Source organism: Propionivibrio limicola, from assembly GCF_009469695.1.
Taxonomy (GTDB): Bacteria; Pseudomonadota; Gammaproteobacteria; order Burkholderiales; family Rhodocyclaceae; genus Propionivibrio; species Propionivibrio limicola.
Window position 1 is genome coordinate 40,313 of record NZ_SSSR01000020.1, and the last position, 23,120, is coordinate 63,432.

17 protein-coding genes are annotated in these 23,120 nt (G+C 65.1%); 12 read left to right on the forward strand and 5 right to left on the reverse strand.

The window, feature by feature from the left end; translation table 11 throughout:
• Positions 1-23 precede the first annotated feature (23 nt).
• From GH659_RS12420 to coaE, 4 genes are all read left to right on the forward strand, one after another.
• Positions 24-830 (forward strand): biotin--[acetyl-CoA-carboxylase] ligase, encoded by an 807-nt coding sequence (locus GH659_RS12420; RefSeq protein WP_153111752.1) that lies wholly within the window; start codon positions 24-26, stop codon positions 828-830.
• Positions 824-1,537, forward strand: a complete 714-nt coding sequence (locus tag GH659_RS12425; protein ID WP_153111753.1) for a type III pantothenate kinase — start codon at positions 824-826, stop codon at positions 1,535-1,537. Before GH659_RS12420 ends, GH659_RS12425 begins: the two co-directional genes overlap by 7 nt.
• A 105-nt stretch (positions 1,538-1,642) precedes the next feature.
• Positions 1,643-2,410 carry an SPOR domain-containing protein gene (locus tag GH659_RS12430; RefSeq protein WP_153111754.1) on the forward strand — a complete coding sequence of 256 codons (768 nt, stop codon included), beginning with the start codon at positions 1,643-1,645 and terminating at the stop codon, positions 2,408-2,410.
• 14 nt (positions 2,411-2,424) lie between these two features.
• Positions 2,425-3,066: a dephospho-CoA kinase gene (gene coaE, locus GH659_RS12435; protein WP_153111755.1), complete on the forward strand. Its 642-nt coding sequence runs from the start codon at positions 2,425-2,427 to the stop codon at positions 3,064-3,066.
• A 37-nt stretch (positions 3,067-3,103) separates the two neighbouring features.
• On the opposite strand, the gene GH659_RS12440 is transcribed toward coaE, so the two are convergent.
• From GH659_RS12440 to ilvA, 3 genes are all read right to left on the reverse strand, one after another.
• A complete protein-coding gene (locus tag GH659_RS12440) occupies positions 3,104-6,676 on the reverse strand; it encodes an EAL domain-containing protein (protein ID WP_170285886.1) in 3,573 nt (1,190 codons plus the stop codon).
• A 196-nt stretch (positions 6,677-6,872) separates the two neighbouring features.
• Positions 6,873-7,811: a cysteine synthase A gene (gene cysK / locus GH659_RS12445; RefSeq protein ID WP_281349755.1), complete on the reverse strand. Its 939-nt coding sequence runs from the start codon at positions 7,809-7,811 to the stop codon at positions 6,873-6,875.
• A 124-nt stretch (positions 7,812-7,935) separates the two neighbouring features.
• Positions 7,936-9,447 carry a threonine ammonia-lyase, biosynthetic gene (gene ilvA / locus GH659_RS12450; RefSeq protein WP_153111757.1) on the reverse strand — a complete coding sequence of 504 codons (1,512 nt, stop codon included), beginning with the start codon at positions 9,445-9,447 and terminating at the stop codon, positions 7,936-7,938.
• Between the two features lie 207 nt (positions 9,448-9,654).
• Between ilvA and GH659_RS12455 the strand changes: the two genes are divergently transcribed.
• The 8 genes from GH659_RS12455 to GH659_RS12490 all read left to right on the forward strand — a co-directional run bounded on the left by GH659_RS12455 (position 9,655) and on the right by GH659_RS12490 (position 20,806).
• On the forward strand, positions 9,655-13,518 hold the full coding sequence (locus GH659_RS12455; RefSeq protein ID WP_153111758.1) for a DUF3683 domain-containing protein: 3,864 nt from the start codon (positions 9,655-9,657) through the stop codon (positions 13,516-13,518).
• Positions 13,519-13,653: 135 nt separating this feature from the next.
• The gene (locus GH659_RS12460; protein ID WP_153111759.1) at positions 13,654-14,553 is read left to right on the forward strand and encodes a universal stress protein; all 900 of its coding nucleotides are present in this window, start codon (positions 13,654-13,656) and stop codon (positions 14,551-14,553) included.
• Positions 14,554-14,571: 18 nt separating this feature from the next.
• Positions 14,572-17,313: a cation-transporting P-type ATPase gene (locus GH659_RS12465; RefSeq protein ID WP_153111760.1), complete on the forward strand. Its 2,742-nt coding sequence runs from the start codon at positions 14,572-14,574 to the stop codon at positions 17,311-17,313.
• The gene (locus tag GH659_RS12470; RefSeq protein ID WP_153111761.1) at positions 17,310-17,621 is read left to right on the forward strand and encodes a hypothetical protein; all 312 of its coding nucleotides are present in this window, start codon (positions 17,310-17,312) and stop codon (positions 17,619-17,621) included. The genes GH659_RS12465 and GH659_RS12470 overlap by 4 nt, the downstream gene beginning before the upstream one ends.
• Positions 17,545-17,811 carry a Na+/H+ antiporter subunit E gene (locus GH659_RS12475; RefSeq protein WP_246167840.1) on the forward strand — a complete coding sequence of 89 codons (267 nt, stop codon included), beginning with the start codon at positions 17,545-17,547 and terminating at the stop codon, positions 17,809-17,811. The genes GH659_RS12470 and GH659_RS12475 overlap by 77 nt, the downstream gene beginning before the upstream one ends.
• On the forward strand, positions 17,808-18,140 hold the full coding sequence (locus GH659_RS12480; protein ID WP_211364236.1) for an MrpF/PhaF family protein: 333 nt from the start codon (positions 17,808-17,810) through the stop codon (positions 18,138-18,140). The genes GH659_RS12475 and GH659_RS12480 overlap by 4 nt, the downstream gene beginning before the upstream one ends.
• Entirely contained in the window at positions 18,121-19,056 is a 936-nt protein-coding gene (locus GH659_RS14925; RefSeq protein ID WP_153111771.1) for a monovalent cation/H(+) antiporter subunit G, read from the forward strand. The genes GH659_RS12480 and GH659_RS14925 overlap by 20 nt, the downstream gene beginning before the upstream one ends.
• 133 nt (positions 19,057-19,189) lie before the next feature.
• Positions 19,190-20,806 carry a hypothetical protein gene (locus tag GH659_RS12490; protein WP_153111763.1) on the forward strand — a complete coding sequence of 539 codons (1,617 nt, stop codon included), beginning with the start codon at positions 19,190-19,192 and terminating at the stop codon, positions 20,804-20,806.
• A gap of 27 nt (positions 20,807-20,833) precedes the next feature.
• Here GH659_RS12490 and phoR read toward each other — a convergent pair whose 3' ends face one another.
• Positions 20,834-22,147, reverse strand: coding sequence for a phosphate regulon sensor histidine kinase PhoR (gene phoR, locus GH659_RS12495; RefSeq protein ID WP_153111764.1), 1,314 nt, complete (start codon positions 22,145-22,147; stop codon positions 20,834-20,836).
• Between the two features lie 59 nt (positions 22,148-22,206).
• Complete coding sequence (gene phoB, locus GH659_RS12500) at positions 22,207-22,899, reverse strand: phosphate regulon transcriptional regulator PhoB (RefSeq protein ID WP_153111765.1); 693 nt, start codon at positions 22,897-22,899, stop codon at positions 22,207-22,209.
• Between the last annotated feature and the right edge of the window lie 221 nt (positions 22,900-23,120).

A 23,120-nucleotide genomic window follows, 5' to 3' on the forward strand; every position in this document is an offset into this window, starting at 1 on the left:
GCCTTTGAAACACGGCCGCTCTTATGACCCATCCCTCCTCGTTGATTGATCCGGCCCGCCTGCAATCGCTGCTGGGCGCGACGCGCGGTCGGTTCGATGTCGACGCGCTCGCCGAGTGCGAATCGACCAATACCCTGTTGCTGCAACACGCGGCCGAAGGCGCACCTTCCGGCCGCGTCGTCATCACCGACCGGCAGACGGCCGGACGCGGCAGCCGCGGCCGCCAGTGGGTCGCCACACCGGAAGCGAGTCTGACCTTCTCCGTGCTGTGGCGCTTTAATGGCGGACTGGAAAAACTGTCCGGCCTGTCGCTGGCCGTCGGCGTCGCCGTCGTGCAGGCACTGGAAACATTCGGCGCGGCCGGGGTCGCCCTCAAATGGCCGAACGACATTCTCCACGAGGGCGCCAAACTCGGCGGCATCCTGATCGAACTGCACGCCGACGAAGACGGGGCGCTGGCCGTCATCGGCATCGGTCTCAACCTGAAGCGCCCGGAGGCCATCCCGCAGCACGCCGCCTCGCTGCCGCCCACGGCACTCGAAGTAATTCTTGAGGCCCCGCCGGAACGCCACGCGCTGTTCGCCCGCCTGCTCGCTCAACTGGCCGCCGTCTTCGACGATTTCGATCGCGCCGGTTTTGCCGGCCTGCGCCATGAGTGGCAGGCGCGCAACGCCTGGCAGGACAGTCGCGTCCGCCTGCTGCGCGACGGCCGCGTCGAAATGGAAGGCGTCTGCCGGGGCGCCGACGAAGACGGCGCGCTGCTCGTCGAAACCGCCAGCGGCCTCGAACGCTGCCTGTCCGGCGATCTCTCGCTGCGCCCGCCATGCTGATCGCCCTCGACGCCGGCAACTCGCGCCTCAAGTGGGGGCTCCACGACGGCGCGCAGTGGATCGAACACGGCGCCCTCCCGACCAGCGATGCCGCCCGCCTCGGCGAAACCGCGCGCGGCTGGCCGCGCGGGGCGGATTGCGTCGCCTGCAATGTGGCCGGAACCACCATCGAAGCAATCATCAAGCGGAGTCTGTCCACCCACGGCCTGACGCCACGCTGGCTCCGCCCGTCGGCGACCGCCTGCGGCGTACGGAACTCCTACGAGCAACCGGAGCGCCTCGGCGCCGACCGCTGGGCGGCGCTGATCGGCGCACGCAGCCTGACGTCCGGCGACTGTCTCGTCGTCTGCGCCGGCACGGCGACCACCGTCGACTGGCTGGATGCGGCGGGGACCTTTCAGGGCGGACTGATCCTGCCCGGCATCGACCTCATGCTCGCCTCGCTGGCCCGCAACACAGCGCAGTTGCCGCTCGCCGAGGGTTCCTTGCGCACCGCGCCGCGCAACACCATGGACGCCATCGTCAGCGGCTGCCTCAATGCCCAGGCCGGCGCCATCGAGCGCATGTTCCGACCACTGCCGGCCAGCGCCCTGTGCCTGCTCACCGGCGGCGCGGCGGCACGCATTTCCGACGCCTTGACCATCCCGCACCAGATCAAAGACACGCTGATCCTCGAAGGACTGCGACGCTTCGCACTGAGTCGCTGAGCCGCGCCGCAAACGCCTGATGCGAGACAGGACTTTTCCCGGCAACGTATACTGGCGGGATTGAGCGCCCGCCGCGCTCCATTGTTCATCTGCCAAGGATTTTCGATGCGCGTTCTCGTTTTTGTACTTGTACTCGCAAACCTGCTGTTTCTCGCCTGGGCTCAGGGCTTGCTCGGCGGCACGGCCAACCAGGAGGCTTCCCGCCTCCACCAGCAAATCGCGGCCGACCAGATTCGCATCGTTTCGCGCGACACGCCACCCGAAAACAGTAGACAAACAAAAGAAACACCCCTCGACGACGAGAAAAAGGCACCTGAAACCAGCGAAACGCCCGACTCCGCTGCCGTGGCCGAAAAACCGGCCGCCAGCGAACAGCCCGCAACGCCCGCCGCCACCGAGAAAAAACCGGTCGACATCTGCCTGACCACCGGCGAAATCAGCCAGCCCGAGGCCGAACGCCTTGAAAAACGGCTGTCGGCCCGCCTCACCGGCGTCAGGATAGAGCGCACCGTGACGACGCCCGGGCGTTCCAGCTACTGGGTGCATATTCCGCCGCTGGCGACGAAGAAGGACGCCGAAAGCAAGTCCGAGGAACTCAGGTCGCTCGGCGTGACCGAATTTTTCATCATGCAGGACAACGGCCCGAACAACCGGGCGATTTCGCTCGGGCTTTTCGCCAACAAGGATGGCGCGACCGCCCTGCTTGAATCGCTGCGCGCCAAGGGCGTCCGCTCGGCCAGGATCGCCGAGCGCGTCGACAAGCCGGGCACCGCCATCGTCAAGATTCGCACCGTCGACACCCAGCGCGAGGCGGTGACCAAGGCCGCCAGCGTCGTTCCGGCGGCCAAACTGACACCCTGCAAGAATCGCTGAACACTCCCCGGACGATGAGTCACCGCGCCCCCACTCACGCGAGATTGATTATCGGACTGACCGGCGGCATCGGCAGCGGCAAGAGCACCGCCGCCGACCTGTTTGCCATGCTTGGCGCCAAGGTCGTCGACACCGACGGCATTGCCCATGAACTGACCGCGGCGGGTGGCGCCGCCATGCCGGAGATCATCCGCACCTTCGGCGCCGGCATCGCGCAGGCCGACGGCAGCCTCGACCGCGCCGCCATGCGCCGCCTGTGTTTTTCCGATCCCGGCGCCAAGCGCCAGCTCGAAGCCATCCTGCACCCGATGATCCGGCGCGAGAGTGCGGCGCGCTGCCAGGCGGCGGACAACGCGCCTTACGTGCTGCTGGTGGTGCCGCTGCTCGTCGAATCGGGCGCCTACCGCGCGCAGACCGACCGGACCGTCGTCGTCGATTGCGAGGAATCGGTGCAGATTGAACGCGTCATGGCGCGCAGCGGACTGTCGGCAGACGAAGTGCGGGCCATCATGGCGACGCAGGCCACACGCGCCGACCGGCTCGCCGCCGCCGATGACGTGCTGACCAACAACGACGGCAAGGCGGCGCTTCAGGCACAGGTGGAGCGCCTGCACCAGCGTTATCTGGCGCTCGCGGCGGGGCGCTCGCCCGCCTGAATCTTCCCGAACGGAGAAAAAACGCCGGCAATCGCGCTCAGGCGAGCGGGTGACGCGGCGGTTCCAGGCGGGCCCGCACGAACGCTTCCAGTTCGTCGGCCGGCATCGGGCGGGCAAACAAATAGCCTTGCGCCTCGTCGCAGTGAAACAGGCGCAGCAAATCGGCCAGTTCGCGGCTCTCGACGCCCTCGGCAATCGTCTTCAACTTCAGGCTGTGCGCCATCTGGATGATGGCGCGGACGATGGCGGCATCGTCGGGATCGCTGACCAGTTCGCGCACGAACGACTGGTCGATCTTCAGCTTGTCGACGGCGAAACGCTTGAGATAGGTCAGGCTCGAATAGCCGGTGCCGAAGTCGTCGACCGACAGTTTGATGCCCAGCGCCTTCAGCCGGCGCACCGTATCAAGGGTGGTTTCGGCATCCTGGATCAGGATCGACTCGGTCAGTTCGAGTTCAAGCCATTGCGCGTCAAGGTCGGAAAGTACCAGCGCATTGATCACGTTGTTGATGAGGTCGGGCCGCCGGAACTGGATCGCCGACAGATTGACGGCGACCGTAAACGGCGGCAACCCAGCGTCCTGCCAGGCCCGCGCCTGCCGGCACGCCTCACCGAGCACCCAGGCGCCGATCGGCACGATCAGCCCGGAATCCTCGGCCACCGGGATGAAGCGGCCGGGCGGCACCAGGCCTTTTTCCGGGCAGTTCCAGCGAATCAGCGCCTCGACGCCGACGATCCGTTCTTCCGCCAGATCGAACTGCGGCTGGTAATGCAGGACGAACTCGCCATTATCGAGCGCCCGGCGCAGCTGGTTCTCCAGCGTCAGGTGCTCGACCACCTTGAGGTTCATCTCCTCGGTGAAGAAGCGGTGGCTGTTCCGGCCGGCCTCCTTGGCGTGATACATCGCCGTGTCGGCCTTCTGCAGCAGGCCGTCGAAATCGTCGCCATCGTCGGGGTAAAGCGCGATGCCGATCGAGAACGAGGTCATCAGCGAATGTTCGCCGATCAGGAACGGCTCGGCCATGTATTGATGGATCTTGTCGGCGACGCGCGAAACCGCATCGCCGTCGCGCACGTCGTTGAGCACGATGATGAACTCATCGCCGCCCTGCCGGCTGATCGTATCGGTCTCGCGCACGCAGCTTTTCAGGCGCTCGACGACGGCCTTCAGCAATGCGTCGCCGACCGGATGCCCGAGCGAATCGTTGATCGTCTTGAAGCGGTCGAGATCGAGGAAGAGCAAGGCCATGCGGCCGCTCATGCGGTGCGCATGCGCCATGCCGAGCTCGGCCCGGTCGCGCAACAGGAGGCGGTTCGGCAATTCAGTCAGCGGATCGTGGTGAGCCAGGAATTCAATCCGCTGCTGTGCCGCCTGCCGCTCGGTCATGTCCGAAAAAATATAGACCTGATACTTCGGCCGGCCATCGGCCTCGCGCACGACCGACACGCCGAGCCAGACCGGGAAGACTTCACCGCCCTTGCGGCGGCTGCTGATTTCGCCCTGCCAGTGCCCGGTCCGGCGCAGCACGTCCTGCATCGCCACAAAGAACGATTCGTCGTGCTGCTGCGAGGTGATCATCGGCGGCGTCTGACCGATGATCTCCGCCGCCGCATAGCCGGTGAGGATCTCGAACGCCGGATTGACCGAGATGATGCGCTGTTCGGCGTCGGTCATCAGGATCCCCTCGCCGCTGTGGCGGATCGCCTCGAAGGCGAGTTTGAGCTGCTCCTCGTCGCGCCGCCGCTCGGTGATATCGACGAGCGTCATCACCACGCCCTGCCGCGCCCCGTCGCCGACGCGCAGCGGTGCGGCATTCACCTGCACCCAGCGCACGCTCCCGCCGGCCTCTGAACGATAGCCGAGCAAGGCATCGCGCACCTCGCGCTGCTCGCGCAGCGCACGTATCGCCGGCGAATTCCCGGCCGGACACAGGGTGCCATCCGGATTCACCCTCTCCAGTTCGATCTCGGCCGGCGACAGCCCCTGCAGCCCCAGTCCAGCACGCCCGAGAATTTCCTCGGCCGCCCGGTTGGCGAAAATGAAGCGCCCCTCCGGCGACAGGATCGCGAAGCCCTCGATCATCACCGACATCGCCGCCCGGAAACGTCCCTCGCTCTCGCGCAGCAGTTGCATCACGGCGCGCAGTTCGGTGATGTCTTCCTTGATTGCAACGAAGCAGATCGGTGTTCCGTCGTGCTCCTTGATCGCCGAAACGAAAACGCGCTCCCAGTAGAGGCTGCCGTCGCGGCGCCGGTTTTGCAATTCGCCTTCCCAGCTTTTTCCGGCCTCAAGAGCCGCCCACAGCGCGCGATAGACCGGCTTTTCACTTTCGTCGCCGGAGCCCGGATTGAGCACGCGCGAGTCTTGGCCGATCGCTTCCTCGCGCGTGTAGCCGGTCGTTTCGACGAACTTGTCGTTGACGTATTCGACACGCCCATCGAGATCGGTAATCAGGATCGTCGCCGGATTCTGCTCGACCAGCAGCGACAGTTTTTTCGCCCACAACTCGGCGCGTCGTTGCTCGTCGCGCGCCTGTGCATTCGACGCACTCAACGTATCAACAAGCTCGCTGCGCCCGACCAGTCGGCGCAGGTACAGCAGCAGCCACAGCGTCAGCAGCCCGCCGATGACCGGCACGTAGAGCAGCGAGCCCGCTCCGTTCGCCGTCCGCCACGCCGGGCCGGCATCAATGCGTACGATCCATTGGCGCCCAGCCAGGTCGAACGGCCGCTGATAGGAAAGATCGCTCTCGACAAGGGGCTCACGATCCGCATCGCCGGACGCTCCCGCCGAATGCACGACCTGCTCCGGGTCCGCCTGGTCATAGAGGCGCGCAACAAGGCCACTCGGCAGCGACATGGCATTCGCGTGATCGAACAGCTCCCCGATATCGATCGCCAGCGCCAGCACGCCGTGCGCCGCAATCCGCCGCTCCTCACGCAGCAACGGTATGGCGCCGCTACGATAAACCGGCGCCATCATCACGACGAGCTTGCCGTTGCGCCAGAGACTGATGATCGACGGGCCGACCGGGTTTGAGACGACCTGGCCGCTGTCGATCGCCCGTTCGATCAGTGCCTGGCGGTTGGCAAAGGCATGCAAATCGAAGCCGCCGGCCAAGGCGCGATGCTCCTCGGGCAGCTGATAAAACAACGGGAAGTAAACCGCCTGCGGCCGCGAGGCCACCAGCCGCCCTTCCTCGTCAAGCTCGCGGATCACGTAGTCGCGGCCCCAAAGCATCTGGGAGGATCGTTCAAAGGCGGCGCGCTCGTCCGCCTCGACGCGCGGCGCCCAACTCACCCCGGCGACCCCGACCTGTTCCGGAATCGTCTCGGCGAATTTCGTGAACACCCGCCAGTCGACGTCGCCAACGCTGTGATAAAGGCGCTGCAGGGACAACAGCTGTTCCTGCGGCGCCTCATAGGCGCGCACGATCAGTTCGCCCCGCTCCTGCGCCTCGCGCCGGAACAGCTGCTCAAGCCGGTCGCGTTCGCGGCCCGCCATTTCGCGCCACACCCACGCCGTGGACGAGACTCCCAATACACCAACCCCGACCAGCAGGAGGGTGCGGAAATGACGGCGGAAAAAGGATTGTCGGGAGAAGGCCATCCGGCTCTCGGCGCAAATGTAAAATGTTGGGCGGGGTGGACGATACCGCATCCCCTGCGGCGAGTCACAGGCTCTTGCCCCAATCCGCGCCACAGCGGCGATTCACACCTGCCACCGTCGTTTCCGGCACCACAAAACAGACACGGCGGACCTCCTGTCAGGGAATCCGCCGTGCGTGGCTCGGGAAGATTCTGGCTTAGACGTCGAGATGCGCGTAAAGCTGGGTCGAAAGGTAGCGCTCGCCGAACGAGGGGATGATCACCACGGTCAGCTTGCCGGCGTTTTCCGGCCGCGCCGCCACCTGCAGCGCCGCCCAGACGGCCGCGCCGGAAGAGATGCCGACCAGCAAGCCTTCTTCGGTCGCCATGCGCCGCGCCGTGGTAAAGGCATCGTCGGCGGTCACACGCACGACCTCGTCGTACACCTTGACGTTGAGCACCTTCGGCACGAAGCCGGCGCCGATGCCCTGGATCGGGTGCGGCCCCTTTTCGCCGCCGGAGAGCACCGGCGACGCATCGGGTTCGACGGCGATGACCTGGACGCCCGGCTTCTTCGCCTTGAGCACCTCGCCAACGCCGGTGATCGTGCCGCCGGTGCCGATGCCGGCGACGAAGATGTCGACCTGGCCGTCGGTATCGCGCCAGACCTCCTCGGCCGTCGTCTCGCGGTGAATTTCCGGGTTGGCCGGATTCTCGAACTGCTGCGGGATGAAGTAGCGCGCATCAGCCGCCGCCATCTCCTCGGCGCGCTTGATGGCGCCGCCCATGCCTTCGGCGCCCGGCGTCAGCACCAGCTCGGCACCGTAGGCCTTGAGCAGCAGGCGGCGCTCGCGGCTCATCGTTTCCGGCATCACGAAGCAGCACTTGATGCCGCGCGCCGCGCAGACCATGGCCAGACCGATGCCGGTGTTGCCGGAGGTCGGTTCGAGCACGATCGAATCCGCCTTGATCTTGCCGGCCGCTGTCGCGGCATCGATCATCGCGGCGGCGATGCGGTCCTTGACGCTATGCGCCGGGTTGAAGAATTCGAGTTTGACGACCACCGTGCCGTTGATCCCGACCGAGAGGCGGTTCAGTTTGACGAGCGGCGTATTGCCGATCAGTTCGGTAACGTTGTTGGCGATTTTCAGTGGCATTCTTTTCCTCCTCAGGCACCCGGAAATGTTCTCGCTTCAATAGACAGCCAATGACCAGAATGTATCCGGACTGCCTTATTCCTTCAAAGAATCATTTGTTACGAACATATAACCAGCCGCCTTGTCAGCCAAGGAAACGCTTGTAGGCCGGATTGTCGGTTTCGTTCCAGTGCGCATAACCGAGGTTCTTGAGGAACTCGTTGAACTGCTTCATTTCCGCCTGCGGCACCTGCATGCCGACAAGGACGCGGCCGTAGTCGGCGCCGTGGTTGCGGTAGTGGAAGAGACTGATGTTCCAGCCGGCGCTCATCTGGTTGAGGAAGTTCATCAGCGCGCCGGGGCGCTCCGGGAATTCGAAGCGATAGACAATTTCGTTATCGACCTGAGGTGCATGGCCGCCGACCAGATGCCGGATGTGCAGCTTGGTCATTTCGTCGTCGGTCAGATCGAGTGCGTCGTAGCCATGCTTGTGCAGTTGTTCGACAAACTTGAGCGACTCGGCGCGCGAGGCAACCTGGATGCCGACGAAGACCTGCGCCTCCTTCGGATCGTTGTAGCGGTAATTGAACTCGGTGATATTGCGCGAGCCGATCAGATCGACGAACTTCTTGTACGCGCCGGGCTTCTCCGGCAGCGTGACGGCGAGCACGGCCTCGCGCTGCTCGCCAACCTCGGCACGCTCGGCGACGAAGCGCAGACGGTCGAAATTCATGTTGGCGCCGGAAGCCACGGCGACCAGCGTCTTGTCCTTGAGCTTGTGCTGCTTGGCATACGCCTTGGCGCCGGCGATGGCCAGCGCGCCGGCCGGTTCGAGCACGGCGCGCGTGTCCTCGAACACGTCCTTGATCGCCGCGCAGATGGCGTCGGTATCGACCAGCACGATTTCATCGATGTACTGCTGGCACAGCCGGAACGTTTCCTCGCCGACGTATTTCACCGCCGTCCCGTCCGAGAAGAGCCCGACCTGCTTCAAGCGCACGCGTTTGCCTGCCGCCAGCGACTGCGCCATCGCGTCGGCGTCAAAAGTCTCGACGCCGATGATCTTGGTTTCCGGACGCAAGCGCTTGATATAGGCCGCCACGCCAGCCGCCAGCCCACCACCGCCGATGGAACAGAACACGGCATGGATCGGCTTCGGATGCTGACGCAGGATTTCCATGCCGATGGTGCCCTGACCGGCAATCACATCGGGGTCATCGAACGGATGAACAAAGGTCAGTTTTTCGCTTTTCTCCAGCTCCAGCGCGTGCGCATAAGCTTCATCGAACGAGTCGCCGGCCAGCACCACCTCACCGCCACGGTTCTTCACCGCCTGCACCTTGATGTCCGGCGTCGTCGTCGGCATCACGATCACCGCCCGGCAACCGATCTTCGCCGCCGACAGGGCCACGCCCTGCGCGTGATTGCCGGCCGAAGCGCAGATCACGCCGCGCTTGAGGCGCTCGGGGGAAAGCTTGGCGATCTTGTTGTAGGCGCCGCGCAACTTGAACGAGAACACCGGCTGCATGTCTTCGCGCTTGAGGAAAACCGTATTGCCAATGCGCGCCGACAAGTTCGGCGCCGCATCAAGCGGCGTTTCCACGGCAACGTCGTAAACCTGTGCATTGAGAATTTTTTCGAGGTAATCCGGGTGCATGGAGTTTCGATTCTTGCATTCAAAAGATTGATTCTAGCAGTATGGATAGCCCGCGGTAGCGCGAAAAGAACTCCAGAAGCAGAGATACAGAATGGGAAACTTTCGCTTTACGGCAGGGTCCGATAGTCTCGACAAGTCGTTCCAGTACGGAAGATTGGCCTAATAAGCTAGAATTCCTCTCTTTGCCAAAGCACCTTCAGGTCTCCCATGAACGCACGCCTGCGCGAAATCCCGTACAACTACACCTCGTTCTCCGACCGCGAGATCGTCATCCGCCTGCTCGGCGCCGATAACTGGGCCATCCTTGATGAACTGCGCAGCCAGCGCGTCACCGGGCGCTCGGCGCGGATGCTTTACGAGGTGCTGGGCGACATGTGGGTCGTCCAGCGCAATCCGTATCTCGAAGACGACATGCTGTCGAACCGCCAGCGGCGGTCGGCGCTGATCGCGGCATTGCGCCATCGCCTCAACGAAGTCGACACGCGCCGTCAGGGCAACGAAAAGGTGCACAACCTGTGCCTGGCCGCACAACGCGCCGTCGATGCCTTCGCGCGTCACTTCGACGACACGGCGGCATTGCGCCAGCGCGTTCTGAAGACTCTCTCGCGCCACACGCGCAAGGACAACATCGCGTTCGACGGCCTCGCCCGCGTCTCGCACGTCACCGACGCCACCGACTGGCGCGTCGAGTATCCGTTCGTCGTCCTTTATCCGGACACCGAGGAAGAAATCGCTTCCCTCGTGCGCGGTTGCATCGAACTCGGCCTGACCATCATCCCGCGCGGCGGCGGCACCGGTTACACCGGCAGCGCCGTGCCGCTGACGCCGAAGTCGGTGGTCATCAACACCGAGAAACTGATCGACATCGGCCCGGTCGAGGAACGGATGTTGCCGGGCTGCGACCGGCCCTACGCGACGATCCGCACCGGCGTCGGCGTCGTCACCGACCGCGTCTCGGATGCGGCCAGTGCCGCCGGCCGTGTCTTCGCCGTCGATCCGACCTCGGCTTCCGCCTCCTGCGTCGGCGGCAACATCGCCATGAACGCCGGCGGCAAGAAGGCCGTGCTGTGGGGCACGGCGCTCGACAATCTGGCGTGGTGGAAGATGGTCGATCCGGACGGGCATCTCATGGAGATCACCCGGGTCAACCACAACTTCGGCAAGATTCACGAACAGCCCGTTGCCCGCTTCGAGATCCAGCGCTTTGAAAAAGACGGCAAGACGCCGAAAGGCGCGCCGGAAGTGCTCGACATCCCCGGCGCCACCTTCCGCAAGGCCGGGCTCGGCAAGGACGTCACCGACAAGTTCCTCGCCGGCCTGCCCGGCGTGCAGAAGGAAGGCACGGACGGCATCATCGTCGCCGCGCGCTGGGTGCTGCACAAAATGCCGCCGCACACACGCACCGTCTGTCTCGAATTCTTCGGCCAGGTGCGCGAAGCCGTGCCGGCCATCGTCGAAATCACCGACTACTTCAAGCCGGGCGGCGCCGGCCATGCCGCCGGCGTCCAACTCGCCGGCCTCGAACACCTCGACGAACGCTATGTGAAAGCCGTCGGCTACGCGACCAAGGCCAAGCGCCATGGCCGCCCGAAGATGGTGCTGATCGGCGACATCGTCGGCCACGACGACAAGGCGGTGATGAACGCCGCCGCCGAAGTCGTGCGCATGTGCAACCTGCGCTCGGCCGAAGGCTTCATCGCCGTCGATGGTGACACGCGCAAGAAATTCTGGCTCGACCGTTCGCGCACCGCCGCCATCTCGCGCCACACCAACGCCTTCAAGCTCAACGAAGACGTGGTCATCCCGCTGCCGCGCATGGGCGACTACTGCGACGGCATCGAGCGCATCAACATCGAACTGTCGATCCAGAACAAGCTGGCGCTGTGCGACAACCTCGCCGACTTCGTCAAGGGCGATCTGCCGCTGCGCACCGAGGACGGCAACATCGACAAGGACGTGCTGATCGGCGACCGCCGCCAGGCGGCGCTCGACGCCATCGATGCCGTGCGCGCCCGCTGGCAGTGGCTGCTCGACCATCTCGACCTGCCGCTCGTCGAAGCCGAACTGCAGTTCGCGGCCTACGGCGTCGAAGCTGCGCCGCTGTCGAACAAGGCGAAAGCCCCTGTCCTCTTCCACCGCCTGCAGGATTACTCCGTGCGCGTGTCGTGGAAGGCCGAGCTCAAGCCGCAGCTCGAAACGATCTTCGACGGCACGGTGTACCGCCAGATCATCGAGCGCATCGAGACGATCCACAAGGAAACGCTGCGCGGCCGCGTCTTCGTCGCGCTGCACATGCACGCCGGCGACGGCAACGTGCACACCAACATCCCGATTAACTCGGACAACTACGCGATGCTGCAGACCGGCAACAAGGCGGTCGAACGCATCATGCATCTGGCGCGCGCGCTCGATGGCGTCATCTCCGGCGAACACGGCATCGGCATCACCAAGCTCGAATTCCTGAGCGAAGAGGAAATCCGCCCGTTCCGCGAGTACAAGACCAAGGTCGATCCGAACGGTCACTTCAACAAGGGCAAGCTGATGCCCGGCGGCGATCTGGAGAAGGCGTATACGCCGTCGTTCTCGCTGCTCGGCACCGAGTCGCTGATCATGGAGCAATCCGAGATCGGCCGCATTTCCACGTCGATCAAGGACTGCCTGCGCTGCGGCAAGTGCAAGCCGGTGTGCTCGACGCACGTGCCGCGCGCCAACCTGCTCTACTCGCCGCGCAATAAGATCCTCGCCACCTCGTTGCTGATCGAAGCCTTCCTCTATGAAGAGCAAACGCGGCGCGGCATCTCGCTCAAGCACTTCGACGAATTCAACGACGTCGCCGACCACTGCACGGTCTGCCACAAGTGCTTCAAGCCGTGTCCGGTCGATATCGACTTCGGCGACGTGTCGATCGCCATGCGCAACTTCCTGCGCGAACAGGGCAAGAAGAAGTTCGTGCCGGGCAAGGCCTTCGCCATGGCTTTCCTGACCATGAAGGACGCCGGCACCATCCGCCTGATCCGCAAGCTGATGGCCACGGTGGCCTATCCGGGCCAGCGCTTCGCGCACAAGGTCGCCAAGGCGCTCGGCCTGATCCAGCGCCAGACCAAGCAGCCGCCGACGACGCTCGGCCAGCCGACGGTGCGCACGCAGATCATCCACTTCGTCAACAAGCCGATGCCGGGCAACCTGCCGAAGCGCACCTCGCGCGCGCTGCTCGACATCGAGGACGACAAGATCGTGCCGGTGATCCGCGACCCGCAGAAGGTCAACGCGCCGGACTACAACGGCGACGCCGTCTTCTACTTCCCGGGCTGCGGCTCGGAGCGCCTGTTCTCGCAGGTCGGCCTGGCGACGCAGGCGATGCTCTACGAGATCGGCGTGCAGACGGTATTGCCGCCGGGCTACCTGTGCTGCGGCTACCCGCAGATCGCCGCCGGCGAATCCGACCTCGGCCAGAAGATCACCACCGACAACCGCGTGCTCTTCCACCGCGTCGCCAACACGCTGAACTATCTCGACATCAACACGGTGATCGTCTCCTGCGGCACCTGCATGGATCAGCTCTTGAAGTACCAGTTCGAGAAGATCTTCCCCGGCTGCCGCCTGCTCGACATCCACGAGTACCTGCTCGAGAAGGGCGTCAAGCTCGACGGCGTCGAGGGGGCCCGCTACATGTACCACGACCCGTGCCACACGCCGATGAAGACGATGCAGGGCATCAAGGTCGCCAACGCGCTGATGGGGCAACAGGTCGATTTGTCGGATCGCTGCTGCGGCGAAGCCGGCACGCTGGCCATGGGCCGTCCGGACGTAGCAACGCAGGTGCGCTTCCGCAAGCAGGAGGAAATCGAGAAGGGCGCGGCCAAGCTGCGCGCCGACGGATTCAACGGCGACGTGAAGATCCTCACTTCCTGCCCGTCCTGCCTGCAAGGCCTGTTGCGCTACAACGGCGACGCCAACACCAACGCCGACTACATCGTCGTCGAAATGGCCCAGCGCCTGCTCGGCGAGAACTGGATGGCCGACTACGTGCAGAAGGCCAACAACGGCGGTATCGAGCGCGTCATTCTCTGACCGTCCCGCACCCCGCTCTCATCAACGCCCGCCGGCCGCAACCGGCGGGCGTTGCCTTTTACGGCGCCGGATACGCCGGGCAAGAACCTCTCTGCTTTGCTAGTATCCAAATGGATAGCCCCCAAGGAGAGCGTCATGGCAGACTCGGCACACGAAAAAATCACCTCCATCGTCGCGGCGACCGACCTTTCCACTGGCGCCAACATGGCCGTTGAAAGCGCCGCCCAACTCGCCCGACAGTGGCACGCCGACCTTTGCCTGCTGCACGTCTTCAACGACAGCCTGTGGGCCAGCCTGCAAAGCATCTACGACACCGGCGAATGGGGCGGCGAAGCGGCGCGCACGACCGCCCAGCAGCGGCTCGCCCAGCTCAGCGACGACATCGCCCGGCGCTTCGACATCGCGGTCCGCCACGAATTCCGCAGTGGACGGGCGACAGCCCAGATTGCCGAATTCGTCAAACAACAGGACGCGCAACTGCTCGTCGTCGGCGAGCACGGGGAAAACTGGATCGGCGACACCGTCGTCGGCGGTACGGCGCTCAAGGTGCTCGAACAGGCCGCCCTCCCGGTCCTGCTTGCCCGCCGTCCATCCGGTGCCGGGTACACGAATGTGCTGATCGCCACCGACTATTCGGACAACGCCCTGCGCGCCGCGCGGCTCGCCCTGGATTTGTTTCCAGACGCGCAACACACTTTCCTGAACGCCTATCTCGTCCAGTTCGAAGGCCGCATGCGGCTGGCCGGGGCGACCGATGCGGACATCGAACGCTACCGCGAAGACGAGCGCAAGTTTGCCGAAAAAGGCATGCGGGAATTCAGAAGCAGACTCGGCATCACCGACGATGAGCGCCCGCCGAGCCGGCTCTACCACGCCTTCCCGGCCACGGCGATCTTCGAGCTGTCGGAAAAAACAGGCACCGATCTCATCGTCATGGGCAAGCACGGCGGCAGCGCGGTCGAGGAACGGCTGCTCGGCAGCATCACGCAAAACATCCTCTACCACGCCAGCTGCGACGTCCTGCTCGTTCCCTGACGATCACGAGGCGATGCCATGCCCCCCCGACCCTGGCACAACCTCACCGTCCCCGCCGCCCTCGACGCTCAGTCCAGCCGCCCGACCGGGCTGAGCGAAGACGAGGCCCGGCGGCGGCTTGCCAAAGTCGGCCCGAACCGGCTGACGCCGCCGAAGAAACGCAGCGCGCTTGTCCGCTTTCTGCTCCAGTTTCACAACGTCCTCATCTACGTCCTGCTCGGCTCGGCCGCCGTCACGGCGCTGCTCGGCCACGCCGTCGACACGGCGGTGATCGTCGGCGTCACCGTCATCAACGCCCTGATCGGCTTTATCCAGGAAGGCAAGGCGGAAAAATCGCTCGACGCCTTGCGCAACCTGCTGTCGCTGCACGCCGTCGTCCTGCGCGACGGCCACCGGCAGGAAATCGACGCCGACCAGCTGGTACCCGGCGACGTCGTGCTGCTCGCCTCCGGCGACAAGGTGCCGGCCGACCTGCGCCTGATCGAGCAGCGCAACCTGCGCATTGAGGAAGCCGCGCTGACCGGCGAATCGGAGCCGGTCGAGAAATCGACCGCTCCGGTCGCCGTCGACGCGCCCACCGGCGACCGCACGAGCATGGCGTTCTCCGGTACGCTCGTCGTCTTCGGGCAAGCGCGTGGCGTCGTCGTCGCCACCGGCGACAGCACCGAAATCGGCCGCATCGGCCGCCTGCTGGCCACCGTCGAAGCCGTCGAAACGCCGCTGCTCCGCCAGATGGCGGTCTTCGGCCGCTGGCTGACGGTCGGCATCCTGGCGCTCGCCGCCCTCACCATCGCCTACGGCATGGGGATGCACGGGCAGACGGCGGCCGAGATGTTCCTGCCCGCCGTCGGCCTCGCCGTCGCGGCAATTCCGGAAGGTTTGCCGGCCATCATGACGATCACGCTGGCCATCGGCGTGCGCCGCATGGCCGAACGCAACGCCATCATCCGGCGCATGCCGGCCGTCGAGACGCTCGGCTCGGTGACCACCATCTGCTCCGACAAGACGGGCACGCTGACCAAGAACGAGATGACCGTACAACGCATCGTCACCGCGCGCCGCACGATCAGTGTCAGCGGTGTCGGCTATGCGCCGCAGGGGAGCTTCTCGCTTGACGAGCGCGAGGTCGAGGCGACCGATTTGCCGGAACTCGTCGACATCGCCCGGGCCGCCCTGCTGTGCAACGACGCCCGCCTCATCGAGCACGGCCCGGCGGAGTCGACCGAAGGTGGCCACTGGCATCTTGAAGGCGATCCGACCGAAGGCGCACTGCTGACACTGGCGCTCAAGTGCGGCCTCGACGCGCGTTTCGAGACGGGTGCCCTGCCGCGCACCGACGTCATTCCGTTCGAATCCGAGCATCGCTTCATGGCCACCCTGCATCACGACCACGAGGGCCACGCCTTCGCCTTCGTCAAGGGGGCGCCGGAACGATTGCTGTCGATGTGCGCCCGGCAACGCGAGGACGGCGAGGACCGTCCGCTCGAAACGACCTACTGGCATCAGGGCATCGACGCACTGGCACGCGAAGGCTTCCGCGTGCTGGCGCTCGCCTTCGCCGTCTTGCCACGCGACAAGCACGAGCTGAAATTCGGCGATGTCGACAACGACCTGACGCTGCTCGCCCTCGTCGGCATCATGGACCCGCCGCGCCCGGAGGCGATCCGCGCCGTCGCCAGCTGCCACGCCGCCGGCATCCGCATCAAGATGATCACCGGCGACCATGGCGTGACCGCCAGCGCGATTGCCCGTTCGATGGGACTCAATCCGGACGGCCGCACGCTGACCGGCGCCGAGATCGAGGCCATGGACGCCACCGCCCTGCGCCGCGCCGTCGCCGAAATCGACGTCTTCGCCCGCGCCAGCCCGGAACACAAGCTGCGGCTCGTCGAAGCGCTGCAGGCCAATGGCGAGATCGCGGCCATGACCGGCGACGGCGTCAATGACGCGCCGGCGCTGAAACGGGCCGACGTCGGCGTCGCCATGGGCCACAAGGGCACCGAAGCGGCCAAGGAAGCCGCCGCGATGGTGCTCGCCGACGACAACTTCGCCTCAATCGCCGCCGCCGTCGAGGAAGGGCGCACCATCTATGACAATCTGCGCAAGGCCATCGTCTATGTCCTGCCGACCAGCTTCGGGCAGGCGGCGATGGTGCTCGTCGCCGTCATCGCCGGCATGACGCTGCCGATCACGCCGGTGCAGATCCTGTGGATCAACATGGTGACGGCAACGACGCTGTCGCTGGCGCTGGCCTTCGAGCATCCCGAACCCGGGCTCATGACGCGCCCGCCGCGCAATCCGGCCGACTCGCTGATCAACGGCTTCATGCTGTGGCGCATTTTCTTCGTGATGACGCTGCTCGTCGTCACCTCGTTCGGCCTCTTCCTGCATGAGCTTGACGCCGGCCAGCCACTCGACGAGGCCCGCACGGCAGCCGTCAACATGCTGGCCATGGGGCAGATTTTCTACCTCTTCAATTGCCGACGCCTGACCGGCAGCGTCCTTTCGCGCGACGGCCTCACCGGCAATCCGCGCGTGCTGCAGGCCATTGCCATCCTGCTCGTGCTGCAACTGGCGCTGACCTACGTGCCGCTGCTGCACCCGCTGTTCGGCACCGCGCCGCTCGACGCGGACACCTGGGGCCGCATCGTGCTCGGCGGGCTGTTCGTCCTGCTCTGCGTGGAGGCGGAAAAGATCGTCTGGCGGGCATTCGAGAAACACGCCCGCCCGGCACGCGCCGGAACGGATGTTGCCCGATGAGCGACCGCGAGCGCCGTTTCGACATCGGCCAGCGCACGCTGCTGCTCACGCTGCTCTGGTGGATCATCACCGAAGGGAGGATGGACGCGATCGGCGCCGGCTTCGGCCTGATCACCGTCGGCGCCGCGCTCAGCCTCAGCCTGACCCTCATCCCGCCCCGGCACCGCCCACGCGCCGCGACTACGCTTCCGGCGACTGCCCGGCTTTCTCGCCTTCTTCATCTGGAACTCGGTGCTCGGCGGCCTGCAGGTCGCCCGCCTCGCACTGCAGCCGCGGGCGCAGCCGAAGCCCGGATTGATCGAGCTTGAACTCAACCTGCCTGCCGGTGCGCCGCGCGTGCTGATGGCCAATGCGCTCGGCCCGATGCCGGGCACACTGGGTGTCCGGCTCGACGGCCATCACCTGTATGTGCATCTGCTCGACGAGCGGCTGAACGGCCGACGCGAGGCAAACGTGCTTGAAGCACGCATCGCGCATCTCTTCGAGGCGAGGCCATGAGCATGGGCTTTCCGGGCAACGGCTTTGAACAGCCAGTCGCGCTCTTCCTGCTCGTCAATCTGGTCATCGCGCTCCTGCGCGCGGCGCGCGGACCGACCGTCGCCGACCGCATGCTGATGGCCCTGCTCTTCGGCAGCACCGGCGTCGGTATCCTCGTACTGCTTTCGGCGCACGGCGGCACGCCGCTCATCGACGTGGCGTTGACGCTGGCGCTGCTGGCCGCCATTTCCGGCATCGCGTTCGCACGGCGCGCCTGGCAGAGCGGACACGGAGCAGAAAACGAAACGAGGCGAACAAGAAAGGGGCGTGATGATCGACACCCTGATTGAATGGACGAGCCGCCTACTGCTCATCGTTGGCACCTTCTTCTATCTGGCCGGAACGATCGGGCTGCTGCGCTTTCCCGATGTCTATAGCCGCCTGCATGCGCTGGCCAAGGCGGACAATCTGGGCCTGGGCTACATCGTGCTCGGCATGGCCGTCCAGGCGGAAAGTCTCGCCGTCGCCGCCAAGCTGCTGATGATCTGGCCGCTGACGCTGGCCGCGAGTGCCAGCGTTGGCTACGCCATCGCCCGCCGCGCTGCTCTGGAGCGGCTGGCGCACGCTGGCCGGACTGTTCCTCTTCCTTTCCGAGCGGGAAGAAAGCCACGCCGGGGGCGACACATGAGCGGCGGACTGATCTTTGCCGTGACGGGAGCCGTGCTGTTTGCGATGGGCGGCGCGGCGGTCATCCTGCTCGCCGATTTGCTGCGCCGGATTCTGGCCTTCAACCTGATGGGCAGCGGCGTCTTTCTCATCCTCACCCAGTCGGTGGCGCTACCGCTGGCGATTTATGGCCGCGCCTATTTCGCCCGCGCGGCAACGGAAAGCCGCTTTTTCTGGACGCTGACCGGTTTCCTGCTGGCCGGGCTCAACGCGCTCTTTCTGTCGACCGACCTCTTTAACCTGTACGTCACGCTCGAAATCACCGGCCCGCTGCTGCTCTCAGCCATCGCCTGCCTGCTGATGGTCGCCGGCCTGCTGCTCAAGACGGCGCTCTTCCCCTTCCATTACTGGCTGCCGCCGGCGCACGGCGGCGCGGCGGGTGCCTGGCTGCTGCTCAACCCGCCGCTGATCACGGCGGCGGCGAGGGTGGCGACCGGCACCTTCGCGGAAAGCAAAATCAGCCCGCTGGCCTGGGCGCGCTTCATTGCCGCGCACGAATACCAGACCATTCTCCCGGGCGGGAGCGTTGCCGATGACTGAGCGCGCACAGCCAAGCGCTGATTTCAACGCTCGTCCGCACGAAACCTCCGGAAATCGCGCTTGTCGACGGATAATGGCGGCAACACGGCTTACTTCCCCGACACCTGCGGCCGACTGACTTCGACAAGTCATCATGGACATTCCTTACACCGACCCCGTCACCCTCCTGCCGATCCCTGACTTCCAGACCGGCTGCGACATCGTTGCCCGGCTGCCGCTCGTCAATCCGCCGCAGGCGGCCAACGACCTCGTCCGTCTGCTCGACAGCCTGCAGGCCTTTCCGCCCGATGGCGAGTCGTATCTCAAGCTGCTCGAACAGATGCGCCTGCCGGCCGCCTTCGTTACCGGCGAACTGGCGAAGCGCTATCTGGCCAAGCCGCTCCCGCTCGGCGAAGTCGAGGAACGCGTTTTCCGGCTGGTCACCGGCCTCTGGCTGAAAACGGCCAAGGCCTACGCCCATTGCACCGGCCGGGACCAGATCGAGGACGATATCGCCTACGCTCGCCGCGTGGCGATGGTGCTGCACCGCTGCATTCAGCACACGGGCATGGCCGTTTTCGAACATCAGCGCGCCCGCCGCGAATTGCCGTGGGGCCTGTGGCTCGACATTCACGGCTATTACGCCAGCGCCGAGGAATGGAACGTCGCCAGCCTTGCCATTCCGGATCCGCTCGACCCGCTCGGACGCGAAACGAACTGTATGGCGGCTTATGTCACCACCCTGCTTTGTGACATGGCGAGTCCCTACAGCCTGTCGTTGCGCGACCAGTCGCTGGTCCGGCGCTGGGCCACCTTGTGGTCGCCGCTGATCAGCGTCCATCCGGTCACGGCCGGTGAAACCTTGCCCGCCTTTGTCATCGAATTGATGCAGGATGCGGCCTTGCGGCCGGTCGCCGACTGCCTGCACACCGAGCATCTCCGCCGCCTTGACACCTCCCGCCTGGCCCAGCAGATGATCCATGTCCGCCAGCAATTGCGCCAACGCGTCACGCCGGCGCAATTGCTGCTCGGCGACGACTGCACCGCCGGCCAATGCGTGCGCCTGCTCGACTATCTGTCCCGCCCCTGGTCGCAGGCGCGCGCGGCACGCAAGTTCCGGCGCCACGCCACCTCCGGCATCGCCTCGCTTTGCACCAGCTTCGAGGAAATGCACTATTTCATTTCCGGCCAGCCGTTCGTTCAACCGGAAAACGTGCGCACCTATTCGAGGAAGGACTTCGACCGACTCTTCGCCTTCCGCTTCCAGACCAACCCGCAACAGACGCTGCATCTCCACAAGGAACAGCTCCCTTACCGGACCGATGACTGGGAAGTCATCAACCAGTCGGCCAACGGGTTTCGTCTGGCACGCAGCATTGCCGGCCGGAAAATGGAACACGGACAACTGCTCGCCATCTGTCCGCACGACGGCGAACGCTATCTGCTGGCCAAGATCACCTGGCTGATGCAGGAAAAGGAAGGCGGACTGGTTGCCGGCCTCATGGCGCTGCCGGGCATGCCGGAAGCGATTGCCGCCCGCCCGCTCGATGCGCTCGGCCGACCGGACGGTCTTTACCAGCGCGCTTTCCTGCTGCCTGCCATCAACGGCATGGAAAACGGACGCGCCGAACGGTCGCTGGTCGTGCCGCCGGGCTGGTTCAGGAGCGGCCAGCGGGTCGAGCTATTCACCGACGGCGCCTGGCAGATCGAGTTCAAGCGCGTTCTCGACCAAGGCGCCGACTTTGAGCGGCTCAGCTTCGAAGTCTGTTGAATCAGGCCGCTCGGTCCCAAGCAACCGCTATTGACGGGACAACAGGCGCTCTGCCGGAATGCGGGCGGTAAAACAGCTGCCCTTGCCCAGTTCACTGGTCACGGCGAGCGTCGCCTGATGGCGGGTCAGCACGTGCTTGACGATCGCCAGCCCAAGACCAGTCCCGCCCGTTTCGCGCGATCGGCTGCGATCCACGCGATAGAAGCGCTCGGTAAGCCGCGGCAAGTGTTGCGCGGCGATGCCGATGCCGGTATCGGTCACCACAAACTCGCCGGCGCCGTTCTCTGCGTTCACCCGCCACACCAGTTCGATGCGGCCACCGGCCGGCGTGTAGCGCACCGCATTGCTGGCGAGATTGCCAAACGCACTGCGCAATTCGTTGGCGCAACCGCGCAGCACCGACGGCATCTCGACCGCCAGCGAAATTTCGTGCTGTCCGGCCGACAGCGCCTTGATGTCGTTCAGGATGCTGTGCAGCATCGGCGCCACCTCGACCCGCTCGTCGATGGGCGGCGCCCCGCCCGACTCCAGCGAAGACAGCGTCAACAGGTCCTCGATCAAATGCTGCATGCGCCCGTTCTGTTCGCAGATCAGCTTGAGATAGCGCTTAACCTCGTCGGCCGAGTACTCCTCGTAGCCTTCGGCCAGCATTTCGGAAAACCCGGCCACCACCGTCAGCGGCGTTTTCAGTTCGTGCGACACGTTGGCGATGAAATCGCGCCGCATCGTTTCCATGCGCTCGAGCTGGCTGATATCGCGCGACACCAGCAGGCTCTGGTCGTTGCCGTAGGGAATGACCTGCAACAGCAGCGTCAGTCCCTCGACGCGCCCGCCGCGGTAAATCAGCGGCTCATCGAAGTGGCCGTTGTCGAGGTAGGCGACGAAATCCGGGTGCCGGATGAGATTGGTCAGCGCCTGCCCGCGATCCGTCCCGGCCGACAGGGCAAAATGCGCCGCCGCGCGCTCGTTGATCCAGTCGATGTGCCGGTGCCGGTCGAAGGCAATGACGCCATCGGGCAGTGCCTGGAAGGCGCGCATGAAACGCTCCAGCGTCTCGGTCAGCGACTGTTGCTGGCCAAGGCGGATGCGCACGCGCCGGTGCAATCCGGCGAAGGCGATCTCCCACGCGCCGCTGCCGCGCGGCAGCGGACTGTCGAGCGATCCCTCCAGCCAGCCCATCAACAGGCCAAAATGGAAAACGTGCCAACCGAGCAGGAACAGCAGGCCGGCGATGAGCGCAAGCAGACCGGTAGCGACATCCCACGCCACGGCGACCGGGGCGAACACGAAGACGACGATGGCCAGCAATTGCCACAAGGTCCGTACCCAAATAGTGCTCATCCGAGCATCCCCCCTGGCGACATCAAGATAACCCCTGTGCCGTCACGCATCGCAATCGCTCACTCTGGCTGCGCCGAGAAGCGATAGCCGCTACCGCGCACCGTCTGGATCAGGCGGTCGTGCCCCGTCGCCTCAAGCGAAGCGCGCAGGCGGCGGATATGCACGTCGACCGTTCGCTCCTCGACGAAAATGTGGTCGCCCCACACCTGATCGAGCAACAGGGCGCGGCTATGGACGCGCTCCGGGTGCGTCATGAAGAAGTGCAGCAGGCGGAACTCGGTCGGCCCCAGATCGAGCGGCTGGCCGTTGCCGGAAACGCGATGCGTCACCGGATCGACGCGCAGCCCGTCGACCTCGACGCAATCCTCGGTCATTTGCGGCGCACGGCGGCGCAGCACCGCCTTGATGCGCGCCAGCAGCTCGCGCGGCGAAAACGGCTTGGTCAGGTAATCATCGGCGCCTGATTCGAGGCCGGCCACCTTGTCCTGCTCCTCGCTGCGCGCCGTCAACATGATGATCGGCAAATCGCGCGTCCGCTCGTCATTGCGCAAGCGGCGGGCGTACTGAATACCGCTCATGCCGGGCAGCATCCAGTCGAGCAACACCACGTCGGGCAGGGTTTCATTGACCAGGGACACCGCATCCTCGGCCGAATCGGCGCGCAACACCCGGTGCCCGGCATGCTGCAGGCTGGCGGCGATCAATTCCTGAATGGCAGGCTCATCTTCGACAACAAGAACATTCGCTGGCATCTACGCGTCACTCCATGACAGTTTTTTCGCCAGTTTATTAAGAGGGGATTACAGTTTGATGACAAAGTCCGGCCACAAGAGCCTGTTCCACGCCAGACCCTGCGGCCTCCCACAAACGGCCGCAGGGCAATCGCATCAAACCTACCCGAGTCCAAGGATGGACTCCCGGTAGGCATCAGAGGAGGCGGCGAGGATTCTGCGCGTATGAATGCCAGCCTTTC

Bases quoted from the DNA above. Each gene is read 5' to 3' on its own strand.
- GH659_RS12420 (WP_153111752.1), top strand. From the start codon at position 24: ATGACCCATCCCTCCTCGTTGATTGATCCGGCCCGCCTGCAATCGCTG.
- GH659_RS12425 (WP_153111753.1), top strand. From the start codon at position 824: ATGCTGATCGCCCTCGACGCCGGCAACTCGCGCCTCAAGTGGGGGCTC.
- GH659_RS12430 (WP_153111754.1), top strand. From the start codon at position 1,643: ATGCGCGTTCTCGTTTTTGTACTTGTACTCGCAAACCTGCTGTTTCTC.
- coaE (WP_153111755.1), top strand. From the start codon at position 2,425: ATGAGTCACCGCGCCCCCACTCACGCGAGATTGATTATCGGACTGACC.
- GH659_RS12440 (WP_170285886.1), bottom strand. From the start codon at position 6,676: ATGGCCTTCTCCCGACAATCCTTTTTCCGCCGTCATTTCCGCACCCTC.
- cysK (WP_281349755.1), bottom strand. From the start codon at position 7,811: ATGCCACTGAAAATCGCCAACAACGTTACCGAACTGATCGGCAATACG.
- ilvA (WP_153111757.1), bottom strand. From the start codon at position 9,447: ATGCACCCGGATTACCTCGAAAAAATTCTCAATGCACAGGTTTACGAC.
- GH659_RS12455 (WP_153111758.1), top strand. From the start codon at position 9,655: ATGAACGCACGCCTGCGCGAAATCCCGTACAACTACACCTCGTTCTCC.
- GH659_RS12460 (WP_153111759.1), top strand. From the start codon at position 13,654: ATGGCAGACTCGGCACACGAAAAAATCACCTCCATCGTCGCGGCGACC.
- GH659_RS12465 (WP_153111760.1), top strand. From the start codon at position 14,572: ATGCCCCCCCGACCCTGGCACAACCTCACCGTCCCCGCCGCCCTCGAC.
- GH659_RS12470 (WP_153111761.1), top strand. From the start codon at position 17,310: ATGAGCGACCGCGAGCGCCGTTTCGACATCGGCCAGCGCACGCTGCTG.
- GH659_RS12480 (WP_211364236.1), top strand. From the start codon at position 17,808: ATGAGCATGGGCTTTCCGGGCAACGGCTTTGAACAGCCAGTCGCGCTC.
- GH659_RS14925 (WP_153111771.1), top strand. From the start codon at position 18,121: ATGATCGACACCCTGATTGAATGGACGAGCCGCCTACTGCTCATCGTT.
- GH659_RS12490 (WP_153111763.1), top strand. From the start codon at position 19,190: ATGGACATTCCTTACACCGACCCCGTCACCCTCCTGCCGATCCCTGAC.
- phoR (WP_153111764.1), bottom strand. From the start codon at position 22,147: ATGAGCACTATTTGGGTACGGACCTTGTGGCAATTGCTGGCCATCGTC.
- phoB (WP_153111765.1), bottom strand. From the start codon at position 22,899: ATGCCAGCGAATGTTCTTGTTGTCGAAGATGAGCCTGCCATTCAGGAA.